This is a genomic window from Sphingobium estronivorans (assembly GCF_008692605.1).
Classification (GTDB): Bacteria; Pseudomonadota; Alphaproteobacteria; order Sphingomonadales; family Sphingomonadaceae; genus Sphingobium; species Sphingobium estronivorans.
In genome coordinates, this window is record NZ_LFCT01000030.1 from 1 (window position 1) to 22,715 (window position 22,715).

Consider the following 22,715-nt stretch of genomic DNA (forward strand, 5'->3'; position numbering starts at 1 on the left):
GCCAAATGTTCTGACGACGGACAGTGCGGGATAGTTGAACTGGTCGCCCATCATGTCCGATGGCCCCCAATAGAGCACATCGCCTAAACGTTTCCTGAAGCGCCAGACGCCCTCGTCAATCACGCATTCGTCCAGATAATTTGCCAGATAATAGGTGCCGACGCCCCGAAGATTGCTGATTTCCACGGTGTAGGCGCGCACTTTGGCCGTGTCAGCGGTATGTTCCAGAATGTGGAAGCGGGGCGGAACCTGGAAGAGGAATTTGAGCCCGAATGCCTCAGGGTCTGCCTTCCCTCGAATGGCGTCGCGGCCTATCATCGGGTTGCGTCCCGTCATGCGGATTTCGCCATCTTTGCAAAAGGTCATAGAGTAGCGTTGGGGATCGTTCGAATTGATCGCTTCGCAATACTCAAAATACAGGCCGTTGATCCCGTTCCATATGTCTGACATGCACTCTCTCCGTTAGGACGAAATTCGATATTGGGGTTCCGCAGCGTCCGACAGCGCGACGCATGATCCGCATCCTCGACCACTTGATAGCAGGAATAACCTATCAACAGGGAGGCTGGACTTGGGGGCTGGCTTTTTCAGGGCCGCCGGGAGCAGGACGCCATCGATAAACGCCTTTCTAAAGAGAGGTTCAAACGCCAGGGGCTGTTTTAATTCTTGACGCTCGCAGCGGTGCATGAGGCCGACAATCGGACCATGCACGGCTGATACGAGGATCACGCCATTGTTGGGGGGAGGGTGCCATGTCAGTCGTCCGGCCGACCGCGATGCGTGCTGTTTGGGGACAGAGCCTATGAGTTTTCAGCGTCGTTCTGCCGCAGTGGTAGGCGTCTACACGACCGAACAGGGGCGGTCCCTCAAGCGATCATCGACGTCGCTGCAGATAGAAGCGGTCAAGGGTGCGCTCGATGATGCAGGGCTGTCTCTGGCGGATGTCGACGGTATTGTTGCGCCCATCACGATGGAGGCGGCGGGGCTGAAGCTGCCTTCCGCGCAGCACTGGGCAGCCCAATTGGGTGGTAGGGCGCTGACCTATACGGACAGCGCCGGGGGACATCTGGGCGCTCAGAAGGCTGCTGCGGCCATCGCCGCCGGTCTTGCCAATGTTGTCGTCCTGTTCCACGGCAAGGCAAATCTGGAGATCGGCCCGCGCGGCAAGATCAACCAGACCATGCATGCCGAAACCTGGGAAAGCATGGCCTGGGGCGGCTATATGGCGCCCTGGTATGCCATGTGGGCGCGGCGTTACATGCATGAATATAATGTCACCAGCGAAGACCTGGCGCAGGTTCCGGTCATTCATCGACATCATGCGACGCTGAATCCGGCATCGCTCATGGGGTCTCGCGGTGAATTGACAGTCCAGGACGTGCTGGAGTCCCGGTTGATCGCCGACCCGCTTCGCCTGCTGGATTGTGCGCTGGACAATGACGGCGGATGGGCGATCGTGATCGCTGCGGCCGACATCGCCCGCGATTGCCGGAGGAAGCCGGTCTGGATCATCGGCGGTGCAGAGGCCGTGGACTCCGACCTGTACATGACGATCGACACGCCCTGGATCGGACGTGAAGGATCGGCTGCGAGCAAGGTGGGCGAAATTGCCTTCGCGCAGGCGGGGATTACCCCAGACGAGGTTGATGTCGCAAATCTTTACGACTGTTTTTCAGTCACATTCCTCCGCGACCTCGAAGAACTAGGCTTTTGCAAATTGGGGGAAGCGGCGGATTATGTCCGTGCCGGGCATACCCGCCTTGGCGGTTCCATGCCGTGCAACACGGACGGGGGCCTCTTATCCAATACGCACAATGGCAATCCCACCGGGATGATGGCCATCGAGCTTGTACGCCAACTGCGCGGCGAGGCGGGCGCCCGGCAAGTGCCGGATGCGCGGATAGGCTTCGCCTTTTCACAGGGCGCCGCCGTCCACGGGGTCTGCGGCAGCTTGGTGCTCGCGGCCGACTAGGCGCGCTTCCCATGAAACCAAGTTAAAGAAGAGGATATAATGAATAATCATCAAGCACTTGCCGGAGTTCGGATTCTCGATCTGAGCGGCACCATTGCGAGCGCCGTCGCAGCCATGCTGCTGGGCGATTATGGAGCGGAGATCATCCATATCAAGCCACCGACCTGGACGGCGTCGGCCGACCTTCCCGGACTGGCGGTCTGGCATCGCAACAAGCTATGCTCGTCGTTGGACTGGGATACGGAAGCCAGCGTCGATGAGGTGCGCCAACTCCTCCGCGGCGCGGACATTTGCGTCACCAGCGACGAGGCGACCGTTGCCCGGCTTGGTCTTGATGCCGGTGCGCTGCCAAGGCTGGTTCACCTGCACATGCCCTCATGCGTTCCGCTTGATGCCGGCGGTTTTGATGTCGACAATCTTCTGGCGGCGACATCCGGGGTTGCCCTCCGCCAGGGGTCGTTCGAGGGCGGTGCCATTGATCTCGTGACGCCCTATATCTCCTATGAACAGGGTCTGTGGGCTGCGACGGCTGCGGTCGCCGCGCTGGTCGAAAGGGAAAAATCGGGTTTCGGCCAGCAGGTGGTCGTCGATGGTTTCCACGGGTCGATCGTGGCCAATATCGCGACGCTGGTGATGGACCCCGACGCGCCGTCGATCAACACGGCGGTCGGGCCGGGCGGGCCGAACCCGCCTTATTCCTCCTATCGCTGCGCTGACGCCAAATGGGTATTCCTCGGTGCGCCCACGCCCAAATTCCAGCAAGCCGCCCTGGCTGTGCTGGGCATCCCGGAGCTCTGGAACGATCCCCGGATCAACGGGGTATTCACGAACCTGCACAGCCCTGAAAATCGCGGCTGGGTTCGCAAGGCGTTCGAGGATGCCTTCGCTGCCCAACCAAGCAAATATTGGCTGGAGCAGCTTGAAGCGGTTGATGTCCCCGTCGGCCTTGTCGGGGAAAGCAAGGACTGGCTTGACGATCCGCAGATCCGGGCGGTTGGTCAACGTCAGGTGCTGACGGACCCGGGCCATGGCGAAGTGGTGATGGGCGGGCTGCTCGTCGACCTTTTCGGCACGCCTGCCAAAGCCTCCTCGCCCCGTCGTTTCGTCGCGCTGGATGAGCTGCCGTCTTGGTCCGAGCAGGCGGTGCCGACGAAACAGAAGTCCCCTCCATCCGGTCGCGGGCCGCTGGACGGCATCCGGGTGCTCAATCTCGGCGCAATGCTCGCCGGGCCTTATGCGGGCATGCTGATGGCGGAACTGGGCGCGGACGTGGTGAAGGTGGAGCCGCGGGGCGGCGATGTGTTCCGAATGGTCGGATCCCACTATAACCGCGGCATGCGTAGCCTGGAGGTCGACCTTCGCAACAGTATCGGACATGCGTCCTTTCTGCGGCTGGTGGGCGTGAGCGACGTCGTCATCGACAATTACCGGCTTGGCGTTCTGGGGCGCCTGGCGATCGATTATGACTCGCTGACCGCCGTCAAACCGGACATGATTTCCGTTTCGGTCACCGGTTTCGGCGAAACCGGTCCATCTGCCTACCGTCCCGCTTTCGACCCAATGATTCAGGCCACGTCCGGCATGCAGAAGGCCCAGGGAGGAGACAGTGATCCGGTCTTCATCGGCGTCGCCGTCAATGACGTTTCGAGTGGATGCGCCGCCGCTTTCGCGGCCTGCCTTGCGCTGTTCCATCGCGCGCGCACCGGCATGGGGCAACGCACTGGCACCTCGCTGGCCGCCGCTTCGGTGTTCATGCAGTCGGGCGAACTGGTTCAATATCCGCACTGTCCAGCTCCGCGCGTCGGCGGTCGGGACTTTGCCGGCCCCTCGAAGATCGATCGCTTCTATCCCGCTGCCGACGGCTATGTCAGGGTGCTGGCGAACAGCATCGACCAGTTTGTGGACGCAGGCTTGCTGCAATCTTCGGCTGTGTCGGACGAAGCGGCCGTCGGCGAGATTTCCAAGGCCTTGCAAAAACTGTCCCGGCAAGATGCGATCTCGTTGCTGGAAGCGCATGGAATCACGGCTGTTCCCGCGCGCAATATCAGCGAACTACCAGCTGATCCGTTGGTACGGGATGGCTACCTCACGACCGTGCGGGGCAATACAGGAGGCGACTTCTATGTGCCGCAGCGCCTGGCCCGCTTCGCACGAACCGAGCGGTCGGACACGCTGCTGACGGCGGGTGCGGGGGAACATAGTTCCGAACTGCTCGAAACGGCGGGTCTCTCGGCCAGCGAGATAGAAGGCGCAATCGCCAGCGGGGCGATTCATCAGGGCGAGCCACTGGCGGGCATCGGCGGGGTGTCATACCGATAGGGCGGTTGAAGCCCTGCCGGTCAGGAAGGCCGCATGATGATGTCATGCGGCCTTCAGTTTTTCAGGCTTGCTTCGCTACCGCCGCCGTTCGATCCGTCACAGGTTCATCCTGCACCGCGCTCCAGTCAGGATATTTGCCCAGTCCAACCAGCAGCATGGCCGAAAACAGGCTTGCGGGAATGGAAGCCAGGATGAAAAGTGAATAGCTGCCGGTAGTATCGTAGATCACGCCGCCCAGCATGGGGCCAAGGGCGCTGCTGATGGCGATGATGCTGGCCATCACGCCGAATATCTTCCCGTAATTCTTCATGCCTCCATAAATGCTGGTCAGATAGCCGCAGAGTTGCAGCTTGGTGCCGCTCGCATAGCCGATCACCAGCATGGCGGTTACGATCAGGGCTGGGGTTCGGAACGGTTCCAGCAACAGCAAGAGGGCGGCTGCGGCCATCGCGTTGGTTATCGCCCCCACCGTCCCGGCATGGAAGCGATCCATCAGCCAACCGCTGACAAGGCTTCCGGCAATGGCCCCAAAGCCGGACAGGCTTGCCAGATAGGCTGCGGATGTGCGGCTGAGCCCCGCCTCGATCAGCAGCGGCACCTGGTGCACGACAAGGCAGGCGGTCAGCAGCAGCGTGATGAGCGTTGCGGCACCGACACGGATGATCGGACCGCTGCGAAGCGCCTGACGGATCGACAGCCCGTATGCGTAAATCTGTGGCCCGCCGGCTTCGCCCTGACCGCCCCGCCGTTTGTCATCATGTCCATCATACAGAAATAGCGCGCACAGGACGAAGACGGGCAGTCCCCAGCCAATGCCCATGACGACATAGCTTGTTCGCCACCCGAAACTTTCGATCAGCCAACGGACGAGCGGCGGCGCGACGATATTCGCGAAAGATACGCCGCAAAGTGTTACAGCGACCGCAAGGCTCCGCGAGGCCACGAACCGCGACATGACGGCGGCGGTCCAGATGGTCGTTTTCAAAAAGGCCTGGCAAAGGGCGAATATGACCCATAGCATGGCCCATTGCGTCAGGTTCCCGTTTGCGATCGCAAAGGAAGCAATGCATGCGCCAGTCATTATCGTGCCGGGAAGAGCCAGGAATCGAACTCCCCAGCGATCGACAAGTACGCCCACCAGCGGCATCAACGGGACCGATATGATTGCGGAAATGCTGGCGCCGATGGCAATCTCGGTCCGGTTCCAGCCAAAGTCCCGGCTAAGCGGTTCGATGAACAGGCCCATCGAATAATATGCTATCGGCGGGTAGGACATGCCCAGAAATGCTGTCAGAACCAGCGGCCAATGTGCCTTCCATTCCCTCAGTCCCGGTGATTTGCTGTCCATTGAGAACTCTTTTCGATTTGAGTCAGAGAGATGTCGGCGATCGCCATGCGACCAGTTGACGCCCTGGAAATGCGGAAGGCATCATTCCCTGAAAGAACTCCCGCCGTTGGCGGAAAGTATCTGTCCGGTGATCCAGCCGCTTTCCTCCGAAATCAGGAATGTCAGAACGCGCGCGGCGTCGTCGGGCCGGCCGATGCGGTCCAGCGCATTGATCGGCGCTTCATGGTCGCCTTCCTTGACGATGCGTCCGGGATTGACGCCGTTGCAGCGCACGCCGAACTTGCCATAGGCAAGGGCGACGCTTCGCACCAGCGCGCCCAGCGCCGCCTTGGAGGAAGCGTAAGCGGGCCAGGTCGGCGACCCCATGAATGCCGCTCCGGAGGTGACAACGGCAATGGCGCCTCCGCCCGCATTTATCATGTGTGGCATGGCCGCCTTCATCAGCCGGGCGTGGCCGATCGTGTTGACCCGGAACACATGTTCCCAGACTCTTGAGTCCATATCCAGAACGGGACGATCTGCGTCCGCTGTCGCGGGAGACAGATCGGCCCCGGCGATCGCGAGGCCATCCACGCCGCCGAACCGATCGAGGCAACGCTGGACGAGGCGATCGATGGACGCATCATCGGCCAGATCGAAAACGACCGGCAGAGCCGTTCCCGGACCTTCCAGACCGGGCATCAGGGCATCGAGCCCGGCACCGTTGATGTCACCGACGACGACATGCGCGCCGCAACCTGTCAGGCGCGCCGCCAGAGCCGCCCCGATTCCCGTCGCGCCACCGCCGATGATGATGCGTTTGCCGCGCAAGTCGTGCACAGTCACCTCACCACTGTTTCATGGCTGCGCCATCGAATGGCCCAAGGCCGCACGGATCACTCGCGAACGACCCAGCGGTAGGACGTGGCGTTTGCGCCCGGCACGTCCACAAAGCCGATTTGCAGCGGCTGACCGATATGGATATCCTGCCAGGGCGTGCCTATCAGTTGCGCTATGACGATGCAGGGGCGCGGCTGCTCAACCAACTCGCCCATTGCCACGACATAGGGTGCTTCCTCCGCGAATGCGCCCAGCCCGCGGTGCACAACCGTATAGGAATAAAGATGGGCGTTGCCGGAAACGGGAGTCCAGTTCAAGGCATCTGACAGGCACGTCCGGCATGCCGGATAGGGCACCCAATGATAATCGCCGCAGTCCCGGCACTGCGGCACCAGAAACTCGTGGCGTCGCAGCCCTTCAAGGAAAGGTGCGTTTCGACCGTTCAGTTCTGGTAGCGGTTTTGAATGGACCGCGGTTTCCGGCTCAAGCACGACCATGACTGTTTCCTGTGACTTGGCGGTTAGAAGCGTTCGACGCCCGGAAGCTTGAAAAATTCCGGATCCTTTTCCAGCCCGGCGACAAAGAAGTCGTTCATCTTCTGGTCCATCCAGACGCGTTCGCCCACCATCTTGCCATCCTGAAACGTGATGACCGCGTTGAAGTAGCAACGTTGTGGTTCACCCGTCCCAAGCTTGAACATGGTGCTGATTTCCGTGGTGAAGCTGTTCTCGCCGAAAGATCGCGTGAGGGTGGTGCCTGCATCTGCGGGCGTCTCCCGCCGTTCGGGATCGACCTGTGCGATCACGATCTCATAGTTCAGTTCATGATAGCGGTGCACCGCTTCCTTGCCCTTGACCCGGATGCGGGCGGGAAGAAATTCGTAGACCGGATCGTCGATGAGGGAATGTTCCATGATGCCGTCGAAATCACCGGCAAAGAAACGACGGCTATGTTCCCCATTGAGTTCGATCATTTCGAGCGGCGTCATACGAGGACCGGGGCGCTTTTCCAGCGGCATGAAAACCGCACGGTTTTCGGGCTGCATGGCCGCGAGCAGTTCTTCGTCGTTCAGGGCAATCATGATCTATCCTCTCAATTGTTTCAGTCTGACGGGCGCGTTCGGGAACGGACCCCGACACCCCGGCCGTATGCGAAGAGGAGTGATCGCCCCCCTTCGCGAAGCATCACGGGGCTGGCGTCACTCCCAGAGTGTGAGCCCTGGAATATTTGCCCCGCAGGAAGGCCCGGTCCCATTGATCCGGGGTCATCTTGGCGGCGCCTTCATGATTGTCGAGATCGAATTGCCCGCTCTTTTCGATGGCACGGGCCACCGCCGGGCGCTGGGCAATCTCGTCCATCCAGCGGTTCATGTTGGGATAGGCGGATCGGTCAAGGCCGGTGACGGTGACGTATCGAAGCGGGGGAAAGGCCGCCATGTCAGCGATGCTATATTCGTCACCCGCCAGATAGCGGCTTTCCGCCAGCCGCCGTTCGACGACATCGTAAAGGCGCAGCACTTCGTTGGTGTAGCGTTCAAGGCCGTGGGGCTGGTCCTTCACGCGGCGGCTGAAATACACATATTGGCCGAACATCGGGCCGATGCCCGACATCTGGAACATCAGCCATTGCATGCAGGTATAGCGGTCGGCCGATGCCTCCGGCAGGAAGGCGCCATGTTTTTCCGCGAGGTAGAACAGGATCGCACCCGATTCCCCCAGCGGGAATGACTTGCCGCCGAATCCGTCCTGATCGATGATCGCGGGGATACGCGAATTCGGGTTCACTTTCCGAAATTCCGGTTCGAACTTCAGATTTATGATGTCCACCTTGGTGTGGCGATACTCCAGTTCCAACTCCTCAAGGGCAATCACCACCTTCAGGACATTTGGGGAAGATCCGCCAAAAAGCTCAATCACCACCGCCTCCTTGACTGTATTTGCAAATTTTCTTTCAGAGGGAGTAGCGTGCCAGATGCGCAATTGACCTATCTTTCAGTTGGCAGGGTTTGATCCGTCCTGACGCCCGCCGGTCGAAAATCCTGACATTGGATAGGTTGCGAACCGCAGGCCAGGGCTAAAAGCCCATAGGGTTTGCCGACCTCGCGGACAGCCGGACGCTGGAAGCCGATGTTGCTTTGCTTTTACTGTCATTGCCTGGCTTTGCGGCATAATTGATGTTCGGAGGCAAATTTGGGAGAGGTGCCGATGTTGAGTGAAAATTCACCCCAGATGAAGGTCCTGAAGCTCACCTGGGCGACGCTTGACTGGGACAAGGAAGGGGAAGGGCGGGACATGAGCCGCTTTCTGCCCCTGCCCGCGAAGGAGACGCTCAGCGAGAGCGAGCGCAAGGATCTCGATTGGGTCGTGGCGCGCGACCAGCGCAAGTTCGATTGCATGCCAATGCTGCGTGATGAATATCCGTTCGAGGTGGCCCCTCTGTTCACCGGCCTGTTGCAGACGCCTCGCCTGGCCCGTCTCTGGGCTGAACTGGGCGACTATTACATGACCGCGAGCATTCGCGGCACCATGAACGAAGTCGAACGCGCCTGGATCGATATGGGACTGCTGCCGCTGCTCGTGAACGGATGGGTACAGGCCGGCAACATCGCGGTGGCGGCCGCGAACGGCATCTCCGCAGAGGATATTCAGGCAATTCGGGATGACCGGCTGGATGCGCTCCCTTCGGACGGGAAGGATCTGGTGGAACTGGTGCGGCTCACGGTCGAAGGCACTTTGACAGCCGAGCGATTCCGCGAACTGGCAGATGGCCGGGGCACGAAATGGGTTATCGAAGCGATCGGATACACAGTGTTCCGCTATGCTTCCGCCATCATCGATTCCATCATGTGGAAGATTCAGAAGATCGAAGTAGGCGACGAACTGATCGACGAGATGTTCACCGCCCTGAAAGAGGGCAAGCTGGGTGCCCAGAACATGATGGACAAGGAGGCCTTTGCACGAGGTGCGCTGGAACAATAGTAAAGAGTCCAGCTCATCGGACCTTGGCATTAGGTCGCGCCTTTGTTGAACCCGCTGAATATCAGTACGGGCGTTTGAATATATCTTGGGAGATGGACGAGCATGAATGGACTGTCCGGCAAGGCGATTATTGTCGCGGGTGCTGCGACCGGCATCGGCCTGGCGACTGCGCGCAGGCTGGCCGCCGAAGGCGCGAGGGTCGCCGTTGGCGACATCAATGCCAGCGGCGCGGATGAAGCGGCTCAGCAAATTCGGGATGCCGGGGGCGAAGCGATCGCGATCGCCTACGATCAGGCATGCGAGGCATCGACCGATAATCTTGTCAAACAGGCAGTCGGCCATTTCGGCCACCTTGACGGCCTTCATGCCAATGCTGCCGACCTTCGCCAGGAGATATTCGGCCGGGACATCGATATTTTGCACATGGACGTGGCGATCTGGGAACGGACGCTACGGGTCAATCTGATCGGCTATGCGACATTGATCAGGTCCGCACTTCCCCACCTGCTCAAGAATGGCGGGGGGAGCATCGTCTGCACGACAACCTCGACCAGTTCTCCACCCATCGGGCGCGACCAGGCGCCTGTAGCCTATTCTTCATCCAAGGCGGGGGTAAACGCCATGTGCCGGCATGTGGCGTCACGCTGGGGCCAGGAAGGCATTCGGTGCAATGCCGTTGCCCCCGGTGTGGTTCTGACCGAAAAAGCGAAGGAAGTCATGCCTCAGGAATTTATCGATGAGCTGAAGGCGGGCTTGCGTAGTCCGCGCCTTGGCGTTCCGATGGATATTGCGGCCACCGTCGCGTTCCTGCTTTCCGATGACGGCGCATGGGTGAACGGTCAGGTGCTGGGCGTCAACGGCGGGGCCTATCTGACGCCTTAGGTGATGATCGTCATCCGCCGGGGTTGAACGCCGCGTCGTCCATCTCCGTCAGCGCGCGCGCGAGGAAGGATTCGCGCGTCAGCAGGCAGGAGCGGGAAAGCGCGGCATCGGGGGCGACGATTTCAAACCCGTGGAATCCGCCCATCCAAGAATGTATCTCCACCGGTACGCCCGCCTCAGCCAGGCGGCAGGCATATTGCAGGTCTTCGTCGCGGAATATCTCGCTCGACCCAACTTCGACATAGGCGGGGGGCAGGCCCTTCAGGTCTGTTTCACGGGCTGCCGCAGCATAGGAATCCACATTGGGTCCGCCGGTGGCATCGCCCAATATCGCGTTCCAACCGATCTGGTTATGGCGTGGTCCCCATCCGGCGGCGGCGTAGCGACTCGACACCGTGACCGTGCGATCGTCGAGCATGGGATAGATCAACATCTGATAGGCGATCGGCGGCCCGGCTCTGTCACGCGCATAGATTGCCGTCGACGCGGCGATCCCGCCGCCGCCGCTCTTGCCCATGATGATGACCTTCGCCGGGTCGATGCCGATCCGGGTAGCATTCTGGTGGATCCACTCCAGACCGGCATAGGCATCCTCCACCTGTGCGGGGTGGCGATGTTTTGGCCCGACCCTGGGCGAAATACTTACCAGCACGATGCCGTGCGTGGCGACCAATGCCGTGTCAAAGGGCGTGACGCCAGCCGTTGCCCCCTGCCTGATCTTGCCGCCGTTTGCCGTATAATAGAGGCACGGTAACGGCCTGCCGGTCCTGCCGGACGGCTCGACGATCAGGACGGGTATCTGTTCTTCGCCGTTGGCCGCCGGGATTTTCAAATGGGTCAGCTTGACGTCCCCGTCCTGGTCGATCACCGCGTCGGGTGTGCCCGGATCATTTCCGACAATGTTCAATAATTGTTCGGCGCTTATGTCGGGAGAAGCCATCGGGTTTGAGCCGAGCTTTTCCTGCATGATGCGATGAAGCTCAAGGTTGAGCGGCGGCGGATCGGTTGGGTTGTTCAACTGCGGCCCTCCTGCGCCAGTTGCCGGCAAGCCTGAGCCTTGGCCGTGTCGCTCTGCCCCAGGGTGGTGACGAAGCTGTCGCGCAACATCTACCATGGCGACGGAGCCGCACAGCCTATCTTTGGTGAGGGCGCGGAGGGTCGTCGTGCCGTTGACGGGGAAGCGACGGAACCGGCTCCCGAATCAGCAGCAAAGATCGCTGATATGGTCATCCGCATGGGACGCCAGCAGGTCTACCGCCTGCTCGACATGCCGTTCCATGAGGGCGCTCGCCTTTTTGGAGTCGCCCGCAGCGAACGCATCCACGATTGCTTCATGACTTTGCCAGACGACATCGCGGGAATTTTTTTCCTTGTAGAAGGAATCGTTGAACGATTGCGGCAGGTCCAGTGCCTCCAGAAAGCGGACCAGCGTCATGCTGCCTGAACCGACCCAGATCATGCGATGGAAGCTGCGGTTGAGTTCCGCGATCATGCGGGCATTTTCCATGCTCACGGGCCTAGCGGTCTGGCTTGCCTTCTTCACCTGCGCGCAGTTGCCCCGCAGGGCGGCGACCAGCTTTTCATCCCCTTTCGCGCAGGACAGTTCGGCCGCATAGCCTTCCAGCAGGCTACGCATCCGGTAGCGGTGATGGATTTCCTGCCAGACCTGCGGTTCGACGATGGCGCCGCGATTGGCCTGGATCTGGACCAGTCCTTCCGTTTCCAGCGCCTTCAGCGCCTCGCGGATGGGCGTACGGCTGATGCCGAAGGTTTCGGCGACCCGCTCGATATTGATCTTGTCCCCCGGCTTCAGTTCACCTTCCAGGATGGCGGCGCGAAGGCGGTCGCGGGCCTTGTCCGACAGGGGCGGGTTTCTCAACTGGTTATCGGGTGTTGCTGCCACTGACGTTCCTAGAAATGACGTATCGCTGATATGGGTCGTTCTTATGCGATATTGTATCTTACAAGAAGATGGGACAGCGCCAAACAGAATAGTATCCGGACGATCGCCGTACGACGTTGCTTCGTGCGAAGAAATGCTCTGATTGACCATTCCGATAAAGAGCATCGCCGTGGCGTGTCAAGCCGTCGAGGTAAATGCGAAGGACGAGCGCGTGGGCAAATTGCCACCCGTCCTATCTTACGACAGGCAATTGCGAACGCGCTCCGGCGCAAGAAGCCTTATGCCGTTCAGGCTTGACGATTAATCATTACATGCAATATGCAATCTTGACATATGTCGGACTGGTCCGGACAGAATTTTAACGGGAGTGGATCACTTGAAAGCCGTAGGTTTGACCGATTTTGGCGGTCCTGAAGCGCTTGAGATCCTGGATTTGCCGGACCCGGTGGCCGGCCCGGGACAGGTGCTGATCCGCATCCATGCGGCAGCCGTCAACCCGACCGACGCGCTGATCCGCAGCGGCACGCACGTCAAGATGTTCGGGCGTACCGCGCCGCCGCCCTATGTGCCGGGGATGGATGCTGCAGGCGTGCTGCTGGCGATCGGCGAAGGCGTGGAGACGGACCTGAATGTCGGCGATCCCGTCATCGCCTTCATCGCGCCTAACGGTTCCTATGGCGCTTATTCGGAGATGCTGGCGGTCCCTGCCAATTCCGTGGTGAAGGCGCCGCGCGGCATGAACCATGTCGAAGCGAGCACCATCCTGATGAATGCCATGACCGCCCGGCTGGCAATCGACCTGCTGGGCCTGAAGCCGGGCAATACCGTGCTCATCAGCGGCGCCGCCGGAACATTCGGCGGCTATGCGGTGGAACTGGCGAAGGAAGACGGGTTGGTGGTGATCGCCGACGCGTCCGAAGCCGATGAGGGCGCCGTCAAGGGCTTTGGCGCCGATGTGGTGCTGCGCCGTGGCGATGATCTTGCCGGGCGCGTGCGGGAAAGATTCCCCGATGGCGTCGACGGCGCGATCGACGGCGCGCTGTTCAATGAACGGCTCGCCCCGGCGGTACGCGACGGCGGCACCGTCATCACGCTGCGGATGCAGACCGGCGAGGCGGATCGCGGTGTCAAGCTGGTCCCCGTCCGGTCGAAGCTGCATTCGGAGGAACGCAACAAGCTGGATGGGCTTCGTCGCCTGGCGGAGGAAGGCAAGCTGACCATTCGCGTCGCTGGCACCTATCCCAAGGAACGGGCCGGCGAAGCGCACCAGCGGCTGGAGCAGGGCGGTTTGCGCGGGCGGCTCGTGCTCGAATTCTGATCGGGATTCAATCCCGATGACGCTGTCCAGATCAAGGATGACTGAACGACATGGCTTATGATTTCGATCGCTTGCTGAACCCGGCTTCCATCGCCGTCGTCGGCATTGGCGCGCGACCCTCCGGCCCGGCGCGGCGGATTGTCGCGAACCTTCTGTCGCTGGGTTACGAAGGGGAACTTTACCCGATCAATCCCAAATATGACACGATTCTGGACCAGAAATGCTATCCCTCGCTGGAGTCGATCGGCGCGCCGGTGGACCTGGCCATCATTTCGGTCCCGGCGACGGATGTCGCGGGTGTCCTGCGTACAGGGGCTGCGCTGGGCATCAAAAACTATATGATCATCAGTTCGGGCTTTGCCGAAGTCGGCGGCGAAGGTCATGTGCTGGAAGGCGAGCTGAAGGCGATCGCGCAGGAGCATGAACTGCTCATCATGGGCGCGAACTGCGCGGGCAGCATCAATTTTCACCATCGCAAGCACCTGTCCTTCACCGCCGTTTTCGAAGGCGATGAATTCAAGGCCGGGCCGGTTGCCTATATCGGGCAGAGCGGGGCCATGGGGCCGATCTTCTATTCCATGGCGGTCAAGCAAGGGATCGGTTTCAGCCACATCATCAGTTCCGGCAATGAAACGACGCATGGCCTCACTGATTTCGTGGAATATCTGGTCGACGATCCGAACACCAAGGTCATCGTCGCCTATGCAGAGCAGCTCAAGAACGGCCGCCGCCTGCTGGAACTGGGCAGGAAGGCGAGGGCTGCAGGCAAGCATATCGTCGTGTTCAAGTCCGCCCGTGCTTCGGCCGGCGCTCGCGCGGCGATCTCGCACACCGGCTCCATGGCAGGAAACGACGCCATCTGTTCGTCGCTGTTCCGGCGGACGGGCATCGTCAAGGTCCGCACGCTGGAGGAACTGGTCGCAGTTTGCAAGCTGCTGCTGGCGAAGCGCCCGCTGCCGACCGGGCGACGCACGGCGATCCTTGCCATTTCGGGCGGCACGGCGGTGATCGCCGCCGATCTGGTCGAGGAAAGCGGCTTCGCGGTGCCGACACTGCACCCGGACACCAGGGAGCGGCTGAAGGAATGGCTGCCCGAATTCGCCTCCTTCGACAATCCGATCGACGTGACATCGGGCCTGTTCTACCAGCCCGACAAGTTCGCCAAAGTGCTGGAGTGCCTGATCGCCGACCCCGGTATCGATCAGGTCGTCGTGTTCGGCGCCTACAAGCATGCGATCGGTCAGGCGCTGGCCGAAGCATCGGCGAAGGTGCTGGCCGACTGCCGCAAATATGCGGTGGCGGCATGGATTTCCGGCGGGCCGGAGGTCGAGGCCTATTTCACCGATGCAGGCGTGCCCTATTTCGACAATTTCGCCCAATGTTTCGAAGCGCTGAACCTGATCCTGCCGCCAGACGATGGTGCGAAGGCGCCGGGCAAGGGCGATGGCGGCCATGCCGCGTCCCGCGATACGCATCAGGAAGTGCTGACCGAGGATGTCGTCAAGGCGCAGCTCAAATCCTTCGGCGTGTCGGTGCTGGACGAAGTCGTCACATCCTCCGCGCAGGACGCGGCGGATGCGGCGCGCAAGGTAGGTTTCCCGGTCGCGATCAAGGTCATCTCGCCCGACATCCCGCACCGCGCCAAGGTGGGAGGCATCGCGCTCGGCCTGCACAGCGGGGAGGCCGTGGCCGACGAGTTCGGCAGGATGCTGGCCCGCGTGAAGGAGCGCGCGCCGGATGCCGCGGTGGATTCCGTCATCGTGCAGAAGATGGTCGCGCCCGGCCCCGAACTGTTCCTGGGCATGTCGCATGATCCCAGCTTCGGCCGGGTCCTGACCTTCGGCCTGGGCGGCATCCTGACCGAGGCGTTGCAGCAGATCAGCTTCGCACCGCTGCCGGTCACGCCGGACGATGCGCGCGCGCTGGTGAAGGAGGTGCCGGCGGTCAAGGCGCTACTGTCCTTCAACCCCGGCGCGGAAGAAGCGCTGGCGAATGTCATCGTGCGCGTCAGCGACTGGTGCGTCAGCAAGGGCGAGGGCCTCAAGGAACTCGACCTCAACCCCATCATGCTGGACGAGGGCAAGCCCGTGCTGATCGACGGGCTGGCGGTGGTCCAGCACGCAGAGGCGCCGGCGCTGGCCGCGGCGCATTCGTAGGAAGACGAACATGCTCAGGGACAAATGCGCCATCGTCGGCTTGGGTTACACGCCCTTCTCGTCGAAATCCGGCGTAACCACGGAAATGCTGGCGGTCGAGGCGTGCCAGAATGCGATGGCGGATGCGGGGCTGAAGCCCAGCGACGTGGATGGGCTGCTCACCTATCATATGGGGGATAGCGCGCCGGTGCAGGTGGTCGCCAGTTCGCTCGGCATCCGCGAACTGCGCTGGTACAATGAAATCGCGCAGGGCGGGCCGGGCAATTGCGCGGTGATCCTGGAAGCGGCGATGGCGGTGATGGCGGGGCTTGCCGAAACCGTCATCTGCTATCGCGCGATGAACGGCAGGTCGGGGCAGCGCGCTGGCGAAACCGGCGCCGCGGGCAAGGCCGCGGGCGAGATGCAGTTCCTGATGCCCTATGGCATAATCGGCGTGCCGGTCTGGTATTCCATGTGGGCGCGGCATCACATGGCGACCTATGGCACCACCAGGGAACATTACGGCCATGTCGCCATCGCCCAGCGGCAATGGGCGATGAACAATGAGCGGAGCTTCAACCGCGATCCGTTGACGATGGACGAATATCTGGCGACGCCGCTGATAGCCGATCCCCTGTCGCGGCTGGACTGCTGCCGGGAGATTGACGGCGGTTGCGCCATCATTGTCACCAGCGCGGAACGGGCGAGGAATTTGCGCCAGCCGCCGGTCTATATCCGTGGCGGCGCATACGGCATGGGTCCGGGCGGCGGCCGCAACTATGAAAAATGGGAAGATTACAGCCAGCTTTTCTCCCACTATGTCGGGCCGCGCGTGTGGCAGTCGGCGGGCCTTGGCCCCGGCGACATGAACTTTGCCCAGATCTATGACGCCTACAGCTTCGTCGTCGTCCATCAGCTTGAGGATTTCGGCTTCTGCGCGAAGGGCGAAGGCGGCCCGCTGGTAGCGTCCGGCGTCACGGCGCCGGGCGGCAGCCTGCCGCTGAACACGGGCGGGGGCATGCTCAACGAAGGTTATCTGAACGGCCTCAACGTCGTGGCCGAGGCAGTGACGCAATTGCGTGGGCAAGCGGGCGTCCGTCAGGTCGCGGACGCGGAGGTCGGGCTGGTGAGCGGCTTTGGCGGCCCGCAGGGCAGCGCAATGGTTTTGAGGAAGTGAAGATGGCGCCTTTCGTCCCCGTTCCCGACATATTGACCCAGCCCTATTGGGATGGATGCAGGAACCATGTCATCACCGTGCAACAATGCCGGTCCTGCGGTCGCAAGCGGCATCGCCCGGCGGCGGGGTGCCATTGGTGCGGGGGGCAGGATGTCGACTGGGTCGAACTGTCGGGCCGCGGCTCGCTGTACACCTACACGGTCGTCCACCGCGCCTTTCATCCCAGCCTTGCCGACGAAGTGCCCTATGTCGTGGGCCTCGTCGCGGCGGAGGAAGACCCGACCGTGCGCTTTCACACCCGCATCCTGGAGTGTGATCCGGCCGATGTGCGCGTCGGCATGCAGCTGGAGGTGCTGTTCCGGGAGGAAACGGACGGGATCGTGCTTCCCTATTGGCGGCCACGCGCTGCGTAAGGCGACAATAATTTTTTGCAAATAAAGGAGAGTTTATGGGCCTCTATTATGATGAGATGGAAGTCGGCCAGGAATGGATTTCGCCGGGCCGGACCGTCACCGATTATGACATTCTGGCTTTCGCGACGCTGACGTCGGACATGAATCCCATCCATGTCGACCATGAATATTGCAAGACGACATCCTTTGGCGCGCCGATCGCGCATGGTTTCCTGATCGCGTCGCTGGCGGCGGGCTTCGGCGCGCGCATGGGCATTGCGGAAGGCACGATCGTCGCCAATCTGGGCATCAGCTGGCGCTTCCCGAACCCCGTGAAGGCGGGCGACACCATCCATCTGGTGATGAGCGTCAAGGAAAAGCGCCCGTCCAAGTCGCGTCCAGGCGAAGGCATCATCATCCGCACCTATGACGTGAAGAACCAGCGTGGCGAAACCTGTGCGCTGGGTGAGGTTGCCGCGATCTTCAAATGCAAGCCAGTGGCCTGATCCGCGCATCGCTCCCACATGGCGGCCGGGCGTCGTTGCCACCAGGCGTTTGAGCTGACTGGAGGCGCCATCGTCGCGGCTGATCTCAATGCTCCCTTATAACAACAGGAGCATCGGGATGCAGTCTCGACGGATTTTTGCCGGACGTCCGCCGCCCGGGGGAGTGAGTCAATGCGCGCTTGGCTTTTCAGGACGTTAATCGGGTTTGGCCACCCTGAGTATCGCGCTGTCCGGGCCTACCGTCACTATCCAGACGCGTGACCCCACGATGGTCGCACCGCTAACGAAATTTTCGCCGTGGCCAAGCGGCAGGTCTTTCAAGGCGTAGCGGATTTTTCCGGTCAAGGGGTCCAGGATCACTGCGCTTGAATGGATATCCTTGCAGCGATGTTCGAACGAACAGTCGTTCAATATGGATTGGACGCTTGCAGTGTGTCCCCCGATCACGAGCGAGCCATCGGACTGGCGCCGGATATTATCCGGCCTGAAATCAAGTTCCGTAACGACGCTGGGCGGTCGCACTTTGCCGCGCTTGAACATGATGATTCGGTTGCGCCCCCATTCGGCGACATACAGAGTTTTACCGTCTTTCGAACTTTCGATACCGTTCAGGCCCGACCCCTCTGTCCCGGGAATCTTGGACCAGCCCTTGTCAGGTCCCCATTCCCACAGTTCGCCGGTCGGTTCTGAATTCGACAAATTGCGGATCAGACTGGCCCGCCCGTCCGGTGTGGCGAAGCTGCCGAACGATGCGCTCGCGAAATTGGTGGCAACCAACCTTTTGCCGGGTAATGGAGCTATCGCGTTGAGGGACAAGCGTTGCGGTGTAGGAACGCAACCGACCCACGTGAGGTTGGGAATTTTGGGCCTCGCGTCGAGATCGAAAACCTCAATTCGTCTTTCGGGGCCACGCATATAGAGCGTGTAGGTGCCTGGTTTCCCGACGCGCAGATTGAGTGCACTTCCGGCATAGCCCATTTGCCCCGCACCTGTGGGAGCGATAGGCCCGGGGCAACTGCGGTAGGTCGCGTGATCGAACTTGATCGCCACCTCGGACACCACATGGCTCTTGTCGGAAACCGTGTCGACGAGCCGCAAAGGATTGGAGATGATGAGCCATCTGGTTTCAGGCAACTGGACCAGATCTTCAGAATGCGTGGAAAGGCATAAGATATCCAATCCATCATAGACGCCGCATTTTCTGCCAGTTTCGGCATGCGTGCTGCAACTAAAGGAAAAGAACAGGAGCAATATGCCTTCAGGCAAGAATTTGTGCATGCGTTTCTCCAAACCCCGCGAAGGAAATGAATTGCCCCCATTCAGCGACTGATCATCTGGTCAAGGCCGCCATGCTGTCCTGAATCTTGGAGGCCGAGGCGGGCGCCCTGCATGTCGCTCCCGCAAGCAGGAGGAGAACTACGACCGTCATGTGCGACACCATGGCGTCGTGGAAACCAAACGCCAACAAGGTGGTTGCCGCCGTTGCACCCAGCGTCTGACCCATCAGGCGGGTCGTGGCGATCAATCCGCTGGCGGCGGCGGTGCGATCGCGCGGAACGGCGCCGATGAACATGCGCGTGTTGGGGGCGGTGAAGAAACTGACCCCCACACCAAGCAGGACAAGCCTCCAGAGAATATCGAACTGGCTGGCATCGGCGGGAATCCGCGCCAGCGCCGTGACGCCCATTACCGAAATCAGCGATCCAAATAGTGCCAGCCGATCGGGCCGGATGCGGTCGGAGAGGATGCCCGCGACCGGCCCGACAAAGAAAGACGCTATCGGCATCGACGCCATCAGGGTGCCGACTTCCATCGGGCTGAAGCCATGGGCCTGCTGAAGCTGGAAGGGGAGCATGACGATCAGGATCGTGAAACCCGTGTAGATCAGCGCCGCCCCGGCGGTGGGTAAGGCAAGCCGGGGCTGGGCAAGCAGGTCGATCGGCATCAGCGGCCTGGTCCGAGCGCGTTCGCGACGGACGAAGAAATATCCGAGGAGCAGGCCCGCGGCGACGATGACGGCCGCCATGTGCAGGGCGCCGCCCTGATTGGCATATTCGATGCCGGCGATGGTCAGCCCGAACATGGCGGCGCAAAGCAGCGCGCCCCATAGATCATAGGTGCCGCCCTTTGGCTCTGAAGGGGGCAGTGCCTTGTCGAGTAGGAGGGAAATGATCCCTAGGGGCGCGCCGATGACGAACACAAAGGGCCAGGGCGCGACGCTCAGCATGAATCCGCCCAGTGTGGGCGCGAGCGCTGCGGCGCTGGCGCCCACGATCGTGTTCAATGCCAGGCCACGGCCCAGTTGATGCGCGGGATATATGGCCTTCACGATCGCCATGGAAACGCTCAACACCGCTGCCGCTCCCAGCGCCTGTAGTGCGCGAATGGCGAGCAGGAACGGCAGATTATGGGCAAAGAAGCATAGGCCGGTGGCTATGGAGAAAAGCAGCAGCCCAAGCCGGTAGAGCCGATTGTGACCGATCTTGTCTCCAAGCGCCGACAAGGGCAGCAGACCCATGACGAGAACAAGCTGATATATGGTTACGACCAGGACGACGGCGGAATTGTCCACGCGCAGGTCGGAGGCGATGGTCGGCAGCACGATATTGGCGACCGAACCATCCATGATGCACAGGGCCTGACCGAAGCTGACCGCCGAGATGGCGAGCAGGCGGCGCGGCATCGGGAGGCCGTCTTGTCCGGCGGTCATGCTGCAACTCCGATCGTGGATTGGTCCAGACGTCGTGCGAACCCCCGGCTGAGGGCGAGGACGATCAGGCCGGCAAGGCTCCAGCCGCTGATCCAGATCGTCGCGCCCAGCGACGAACCTGTGGCAAAGACAAGCGCGGCGGCCGCGAATCCGCCGGAACTGCCCACCAGCACCGCGCCCACATTGGCGGCAAGCGTCGAGCCGGTGTAGCGCACGTTCGCCGGGAACAGCCCGGCAATATAGCTCCATGCCGGCACGGCGATGAATTGGCTGAGCGCCAGATGCAGGCTGAGTGTCAGGCCCAGCACCAAAAGGCTGTCGGTCGTCCCGATCAGCCACAATATGGGGAAGGCGAGGGCGAAAAACGCGGCGAAAACCAGCGCCAGCATCGAACGATTACCCAGCCGATCGGTCATCAGACCAGCTATGGGCGGCGCCAGCAAGGTAAGGGCGCAGGCAATGGAATTCACCATCGCCACTTCAGCGAATGGCAGGCCACGGGTGCCGACCAGATAGGGAATGTAGAAGGTGCCAGCGCTTGCCGGCCCGTTGACCGTGATCGCCACGGCGCTTGCCAGCAGCAGTTGCCGCCAGTTGGGGATCACCGCTTCGCGCAAGGGCGCCTTTACCGTGTGATGGCTGCGCGCCAGTTCGGCGAACTCGGGCGAGTCCTCTACTCGCCGGCGCAACAGAAAGGCCGTCAGCGTCAAAGGTATGACGAGCACGAAGGCGATGCGCCAACCATAGCTGCTCATCTCCGAAGGCGACAGGAGCGCACTGGCGGTCGCCGCGACGGCGCTCCCGAAAAGGGCTCCCGACGCCATGCCAAGGGGAGTCATGGACGCCAGGAACCCGCGGCGCGAGGGCGGCGCCGTTTCGATGACCAGAGTTACAGATCCCATGATTTCCGAACCGGCGGAAAGCCCCTGCCCGAAACGAAGGATGACGAGGAGCACCGGAGCGGCCAGGCCGATCGCTGAGTGGCTCGGAAGCAGGCCGATCAGCGCGGTGCACAGGCCCATGAGGCCGATGGTCATCATCAGCGCCGTCCGCCGCCCGCGCAGATCGCCGATGCGCCCGAACAGGATGCCGCCGAGGGGGCGACCGATGAAGCCCACGCCATAAACCGCCAGCCCCGCCAGAAGGGCGCTGTGGTTGGCCCCGGGAAAGAAGAGCGGCGAGAAGTAGACCAGCAGGACGTGGAAGATGGAATAGTCATAAAATTCGATGAAGCTGCCTGCAAATGCGGCAGTCGCGGCGCGCCGTGCCGCCGACGGGATCGGTTCCTTTTCAGCCCTGGTCCGTCGTTTCCACATGATGTGCCCGCTGGAGCCAATATCTTCCATCGCCTTCGTCACCCCACCCTCCACTCTGTTATTCCACAATCCAGCCGTTGCGCGTGGTCAGGGACTGAGAATGGAATTGCCGCTGTCGACAGGAAGAAGCACGCCAGTGATGTGCGAGGAATCCTCGCTTGCTAGGAAGAGGGTGGCCCGCGCGATGTCCCAGGAGTCGCCTTCGGTGCTGAGCGCGGCGACGCGCGGGATATATTCGCCCGGCACCGTCGCCCGCCGTAGTGGCGTGTCGAGCGCGCCGACAATGATCGCGTTGCATCGCACGCCCTGCCGGCCATAGCCCGCCGCCGTGCTGATGGTGAGGCCGGTCATGCCCGCCTTTGCGGCCGAATAGGCGGGCATGGCGGCCGCCCCCCTGATGGCGGCGAGCGTCGAGATATTGACGATCGCGCCGCCGCCCACCTTGATCATCTCTGGAAGTGCGGCTTTGGTCAGCAGGAAAGGGATGGTGAGGTTGACGGTGATGCTGTTTTCCAGATCCTCGACCGTAGTTTCGAGCAGCGTCTTCAGCGGGGAGACGGCAGCATTGTTGACCAGAATATCGACCCTGCCGAAGGCGGCGAGCGCTTCCTGAACGATCCGCTGGCAATCCGCCTCGGTGGCGAGGTTGGCCAGCACGGTGACCGCTTCCCCACCCGATTCCTCGATCAACTGCCTGGTGCTATCGGCGCGATCCTGATGGCGGTCGACGACGACGACCTTCGCGCCATGCTGCGCGAGCAGGAGGGCGATCGCCTTGCCGGTGCCGAAAGAGCCCGTGGGGGATGGCTTTCCTCCGGCTCCGGTAACGATGGCGACTTTGCGTTCAACTTTCAGTGTTTGCGTCATATCTGCCTTTCCGACGGCGTCCCCGCCTTTTGCGAAGGGGCCGAAACTGATGGGAATGGCGCGCCGCAGCCGG

At 61.5% G+C, this 22,715-nt stretch carries 21 protein-coding genes; 9 read left to right on the forward strand and 12 right to left on the reverse strand.

What is annotated here, in order from left to right; all coding sequences use genetic code 11:
* The coding region (locus F7P65_RS18730; RefSeq protein ID WP_150294457.1) for a nuclear transport factor 2 family protein at positions 1-450 on the reverse strand (450 nt) is incomplete at its 3' end.
* Between the two features lie 352 nt (positions 451-802).
* Here F7P65_RS18730 and F7P65_RS18735 point away from each other — a divergent pair.
* Together F7P65_RS18735 and F7P65_RS18740 are read left to right on the forward strand one after the other, a co-directional pair.
* Positions 803-1,972 (forward strand): thiolase family protein, encoded by a 1,170-nt coding sequence (locus F7P65_RS18735; protein ID WP_150294458.1) that lies wholly within the window; start codon positions 803-805, stop codon positions 1,970-1,972.
* Positions 1,973-2,011: 39 nt separating this feature from the next.
* On the forward strand, positions 2,012-4,291 hold the full coding sequence (locus F7P65_RS18740) for a CoA transferase (protein WP_150294460.1): 2,280 nt from the start codon (positions 2,012-2,014) through the stop codon (positions 4,289-4,291).
* Positions 4,292-4,352: 61 nt separating this feature from the next.
* Here the strand turns inward: F7P65_RS18740 and F7P65_RS18745 are convergent, their stop codons facing one another.
* From F7P65_RS18745 to F7P65_RS18765, 5 genes are all read right to left on the reverse strand, one after another.
* Positions 4,353-5,639 (reverse strand): MFS transporter, encoded by a 1,287-nt coding sequence (locus tag F7P65_RS18745; RefSeq protein ID WP_150294462.1) that lies wholly within the window; start codon positions 5,637-5,639, stop codon positions 4,353-4,355.
* 81 nt (positions 5,640-5,720) lie between these two features.
* Positions 5,721-6,464 (reverse strand): SDR family NAD(P)-dependent oxidoreductase, encoded by a 744-nt coding sequence (locus F7P65_RS18750; protein ID WP_150294464.1) that lies wholly within the window; start codon positions 6,462-6,464, stop codon positions 5,721-5,723.
* 50 nt (positions 6,465-6,514) lie between these two features.
* Positions 6,515-6,955: a Zn-ribbon domain-containing OB-fold protein gene (locus F7P65_RS18755; RefSeq protein WP_150294466.1), complete on the reverse strand. Its 441-nt coding sequence runs from the start codon at positions 6,953-6,955 to the stop codon at positions 6,515-6,517.
* Between the two features lie 23 nt (positions 6,956-6,978).
* On the reverse strand, positions 6,979-7,539 hold the full coding sequence (locus F7P65_RS18760) for a hypothetical protein (protein WP_150294468.1): 561 nt from the start codon (positions 7,537-7,539) through the stop codon (positions 6,979-6,981).
* A gap of 103 nt (positions 7,540-7,642) precedes the next feature.
* Positions 7,643-8,374, reverse strand: coding sequence for a glutathione S-transferase family protein (locus F7P65_RS18765; protein ID WP_150294470.1), 732 nt, complete (start codon positions 8,372-8,374; stop codon positions 7,643-7,645).
* Between the two features lie 288 nt (positions 8,375-8,662).
* On the opposite strand from F7P65_RS18765, the gene F7P65_RS18770 reads away from it, so the two are divergent.
* Both F7P65_RS18770 and F7P65_RS18775 read left to right on the forward strand, forming a co-directional pair.
* Positions 8,663-9,436 (forward strand): hypothetical protein, encoded by a 774-nt coding sequence (locus F7P65_RS18770; RefSeq protein ID WP_162854706.1) that lies wholly within the window; start codon positions 8,663-8,665, stop codon positions 9,434-9,436.
* Positions 9,437-9,538: 102 nt separating this feature from the next.
* Entirely contained in the window at positions 9,539-10,318 is a 780-nt protein-coding gene (locus F7P65_RS18775; RefSeq protein ID WP_150294474.1) for an SDR family NAD(P)-dependent oxidoreductase, read from the forward strand.
* Positions 10,319-10,328: 10 nt separating this feature from the next.
* Here F7P65_RS18775 and F7P65_RS18780 read toward each other — a convergent pair whose 3' ends face one another.
* The gene (locus tag F7P65_RS18780) at positions 10,329-11,336 is read right to left on the reverse strand and encodes an alpha/beta hydrolase (protein ID WP_162854707.1); all 1,008 of its coding nucleotides are present in this window, start codon (positions 11,334-11,336) and stop codon (positions 10,329-10,331) included.
* Between the two features lie 183 nt (positions 11,337-11,519).
* Positions 11,520-12,221: a GntR family transcriptional regulator gene (locus F7P65_RS18785; protein WP_162854708.1), complete on the reverse strand. Its 702-nt coding sequence runs from the start codon at positions 12,219-12,221 to the stop codon at positions 11,520-11,522.
* Between the two features lie 376 nt (positions 12,222-12,597).
* Between F7P65_RS18785 and F7P65_RS18790 the strand changes: the two genes are divergently transcribed.
* The 5 genes from F7P65_RS18790 to F7P65_RS18810 are packed head-to-tail and all read left to right on the forward strand — an operon-like array spanning position 12,598 to position 17,749.
* Positions 12,598-13,539, forward strand: coding sequence for an NADP-dependent oxidoreductase (locus tag F7P65_RS18790; RefSeq protein WP_150294482.1), 942 nt, complete (start codon positions 12,598-12,600; stop codon positions 13,537-13,539).
* A gap of 50 nt (positions 13,540-13,589) precedes the next feature.
* Positions 13,590-15,695 carry an acetate--CoA ligase family protein gene (locus F7P65_RS18795; protein ID WP_150294484.1) on the forward strand — a complete coding sequence of 702 codons (2,106 nt, stop codon included), beginning with the start codon at positions 13,590-13,592 and terminating at the stop codon, positions 15,693-15,695.
* 10 nt (positions 15,696-15,705) lie between these two features.
* Positions 15,706-16,851, forward strand: coding sequence for a thiolase C-terminal domain-containing protein (locus tag F7P65_RS18800; protein WP_150294486.1), 1,146 nt, complete (start codon positions 15,706-15,708; stop codon positions 16,849-16,851).
* A gap of 2 nt (positions 16,852-16,853) precedes the next feature.
* Positions 16,854-17,264 carry a Zn-ribbon domain-containing OB-fold protein gene (locus F7P65_RS18805; protein ID WP_150294488.1) on the forward strand — a complete coding sequence of 137 codons (411 nt, stop codon included), beginning with the start codon at positions 16,854-16,856 and terminating at the stop codon, positions 17,262-17,264.
* A gap of 35 nt (positions 17,265-17,299) precedes the next feature.
* Positions 17,300-17,749 carry a MaoC family dehydratase gene (locus F7P65_RS18810; RefSeq protein WP_150294490.1) on the forward strand — a complete coding sequence of 150 codons (450 nt, stop codon included), beginning with the start codon at positions 17,300-17,302 and terminating at the stop codon, positions 17,747-17,749.
* Positions 17,750-17,944: 195 nt separating this feature from the next.
* Here F7P65_RS18810 and F7P65_RS18815 read toward each other — a convergent pair whose 3' ends face one another.
* Genes F7P65_RS18815 through F7P65_RS18830 form a run of 4 tightly spaced genes read right to left on the reverse strand, consistent with a single transcriptional unit; the run spans position 17,945 to position 22,642 of the window.
* Positions 17,945-19,027 (reverse strand): SMP-30/gluconolactonase/LRE family protein, encoded by a 1,083-nt coding sequence (locus tag F7P65_RS18815; protein ID WP_150294492.1) that lies wholly within the window; start codon positions 19,025-19,027, stop codon positions 17,945-17,947.
* A 52-nt stretch (positions 19,028-19,079) separates the two neighbouring features.
* Positions 19,080-20,459: an MFS transporter gene (locus tag F7P65_RS18820; RefSeq protein WP_162854709.1), complete on the reverse strand. Its 1,380-nt coding sequence runs from the start codon at positions 20,457-20,459 to the stop codon at positions 19,080-19,082.
* Positions 20,456-21,817 (reverse strand): MFS transporter, encoded by a 1,362-nt coding sequence (locus tag F7P65_RS18825; protein ID WP_150294495.1) that lies wholly within the window; start codon positions 21,815-21,817, stop codon positions 20,456-20,458. The genes F7P65_RS18820 and F7P65_RS18825 overlap by 4 nt, the downstream gene beginning before the upstream one ends.
* 45 nt (positions 21,818-21,862) lie before the next feature.
* On the reverse strand, positions 21,863-22,642 hold the full coding sequence (locus tag F7P65_RS18830) for an SDR family NAD(P)-dependent oxidoreductase (RefSeq protein ID WP_150294498.1): 780 nt from the start codon (positions 22,640-22,642) through the stop codon (positions 21,863-21,865).
* Positions 22,643-22,715: the final 73 nt, after the last annotated feature.

Bases quoted from the DNA above. Each gene is read 5' to 3' on its own strand.
- F7P65_RS18735 (WP_150294458.1), top strand. From the start codon at position 803: ATGAGTTTTCAGCGTCGTTCTGCCGCAGTGGTAGGCGTCTACACGACC.
- F7P65_RS18740 (WP_150294460.1), top strand. From the start codon at position 2,012: ATGAATAATCATCAAGCACTTGCCGGAGTTCGGATTCTCGATCTGAGC.
- F7P65_RS18745 (WP_150294462.1), bottom strand. From the start codon at position 5,639: ATGGACAGCAAATCACCGGGACTGAGGGAATGGAAGGCACATTGGCCG.
- F7P65_RS18755 (WP_150294466.1), bottom strand. From the start codon at position 6,955: ATGGTCGTGCTTGAGCCGGAAACCGCGGTCCATTCAAAACCGCTACCA.
- F7P65_RS18760 (WP_150294468.1), bottom strand. From the start codon at position 7,539: ATGATTGCCCTGAACGACGAAGAACTGCTCGCGGCCATGCAGCCCGAA.
- F7P65_RS18770 (WP_162854706.1), top strand. From the start codon at position 8,663: ATGTTGAGTGAAAATTCACCCCAGATGAAGGTCCTGAAGCTCACCTGG.
- F7P65_RS18775 (WP_150294474.1), top strand. From the start codon at position 9,539: ATGAATGGACTGTCCGGCAAGGCGATTATTGTCGCGGGTGCTGCGACC.
- F7P65_RS18795 (WP_150294484.1), top strand. From the start codon at position 13,590: ATGGCTTATGATTTCGATCGCTTGCTGAACCCGGCTTCCATCGCCGTC.
- F7P65_RS18800 (WP_150294486.1), top strand. From the start codon at position 15,706: ATGCTCAGGGACAAATGCGCCATCGTCGGCTTGGGTTACACGCCCTTC.
- F7P65_RS18805 (WP_150294488.1), top strand. From the start codon at position 16,854: ATGGCGCCTTTCGTCCCCGTTCCCGACATATTGACCCAGCCCTATTGG.
- F7P65_RS18810 (WP_150294490.1), top strand. From the start codon at position 17,300: ATGGGCCTCTATTATGATGAGATGGAAGTCGGCCAGGAATGGATTTCG.
- F7P65_RS18815 (WP_150294492.1), bottom strand. From the start codon at position 19,027: ATGCACAAATTCTTGCCTGAAGGCATATTGCTCCTGTTCTTTTCCTTT.
- F7P65_RS18820 (WP_162854709.1), bottom strand. From the start codon at position 20,459: ATGACCGCCGGACAAGACGGCCTCCCGATGCCGCGCCGCCTGCTCGCC.
- F7P65_RS18830 (WP_150294498.1), bottom strand. From the start codon at position 22,642: ATGACGCAAACACTGAAAGTTGAACGCAAAGTCGCCATCGTTACCGGA.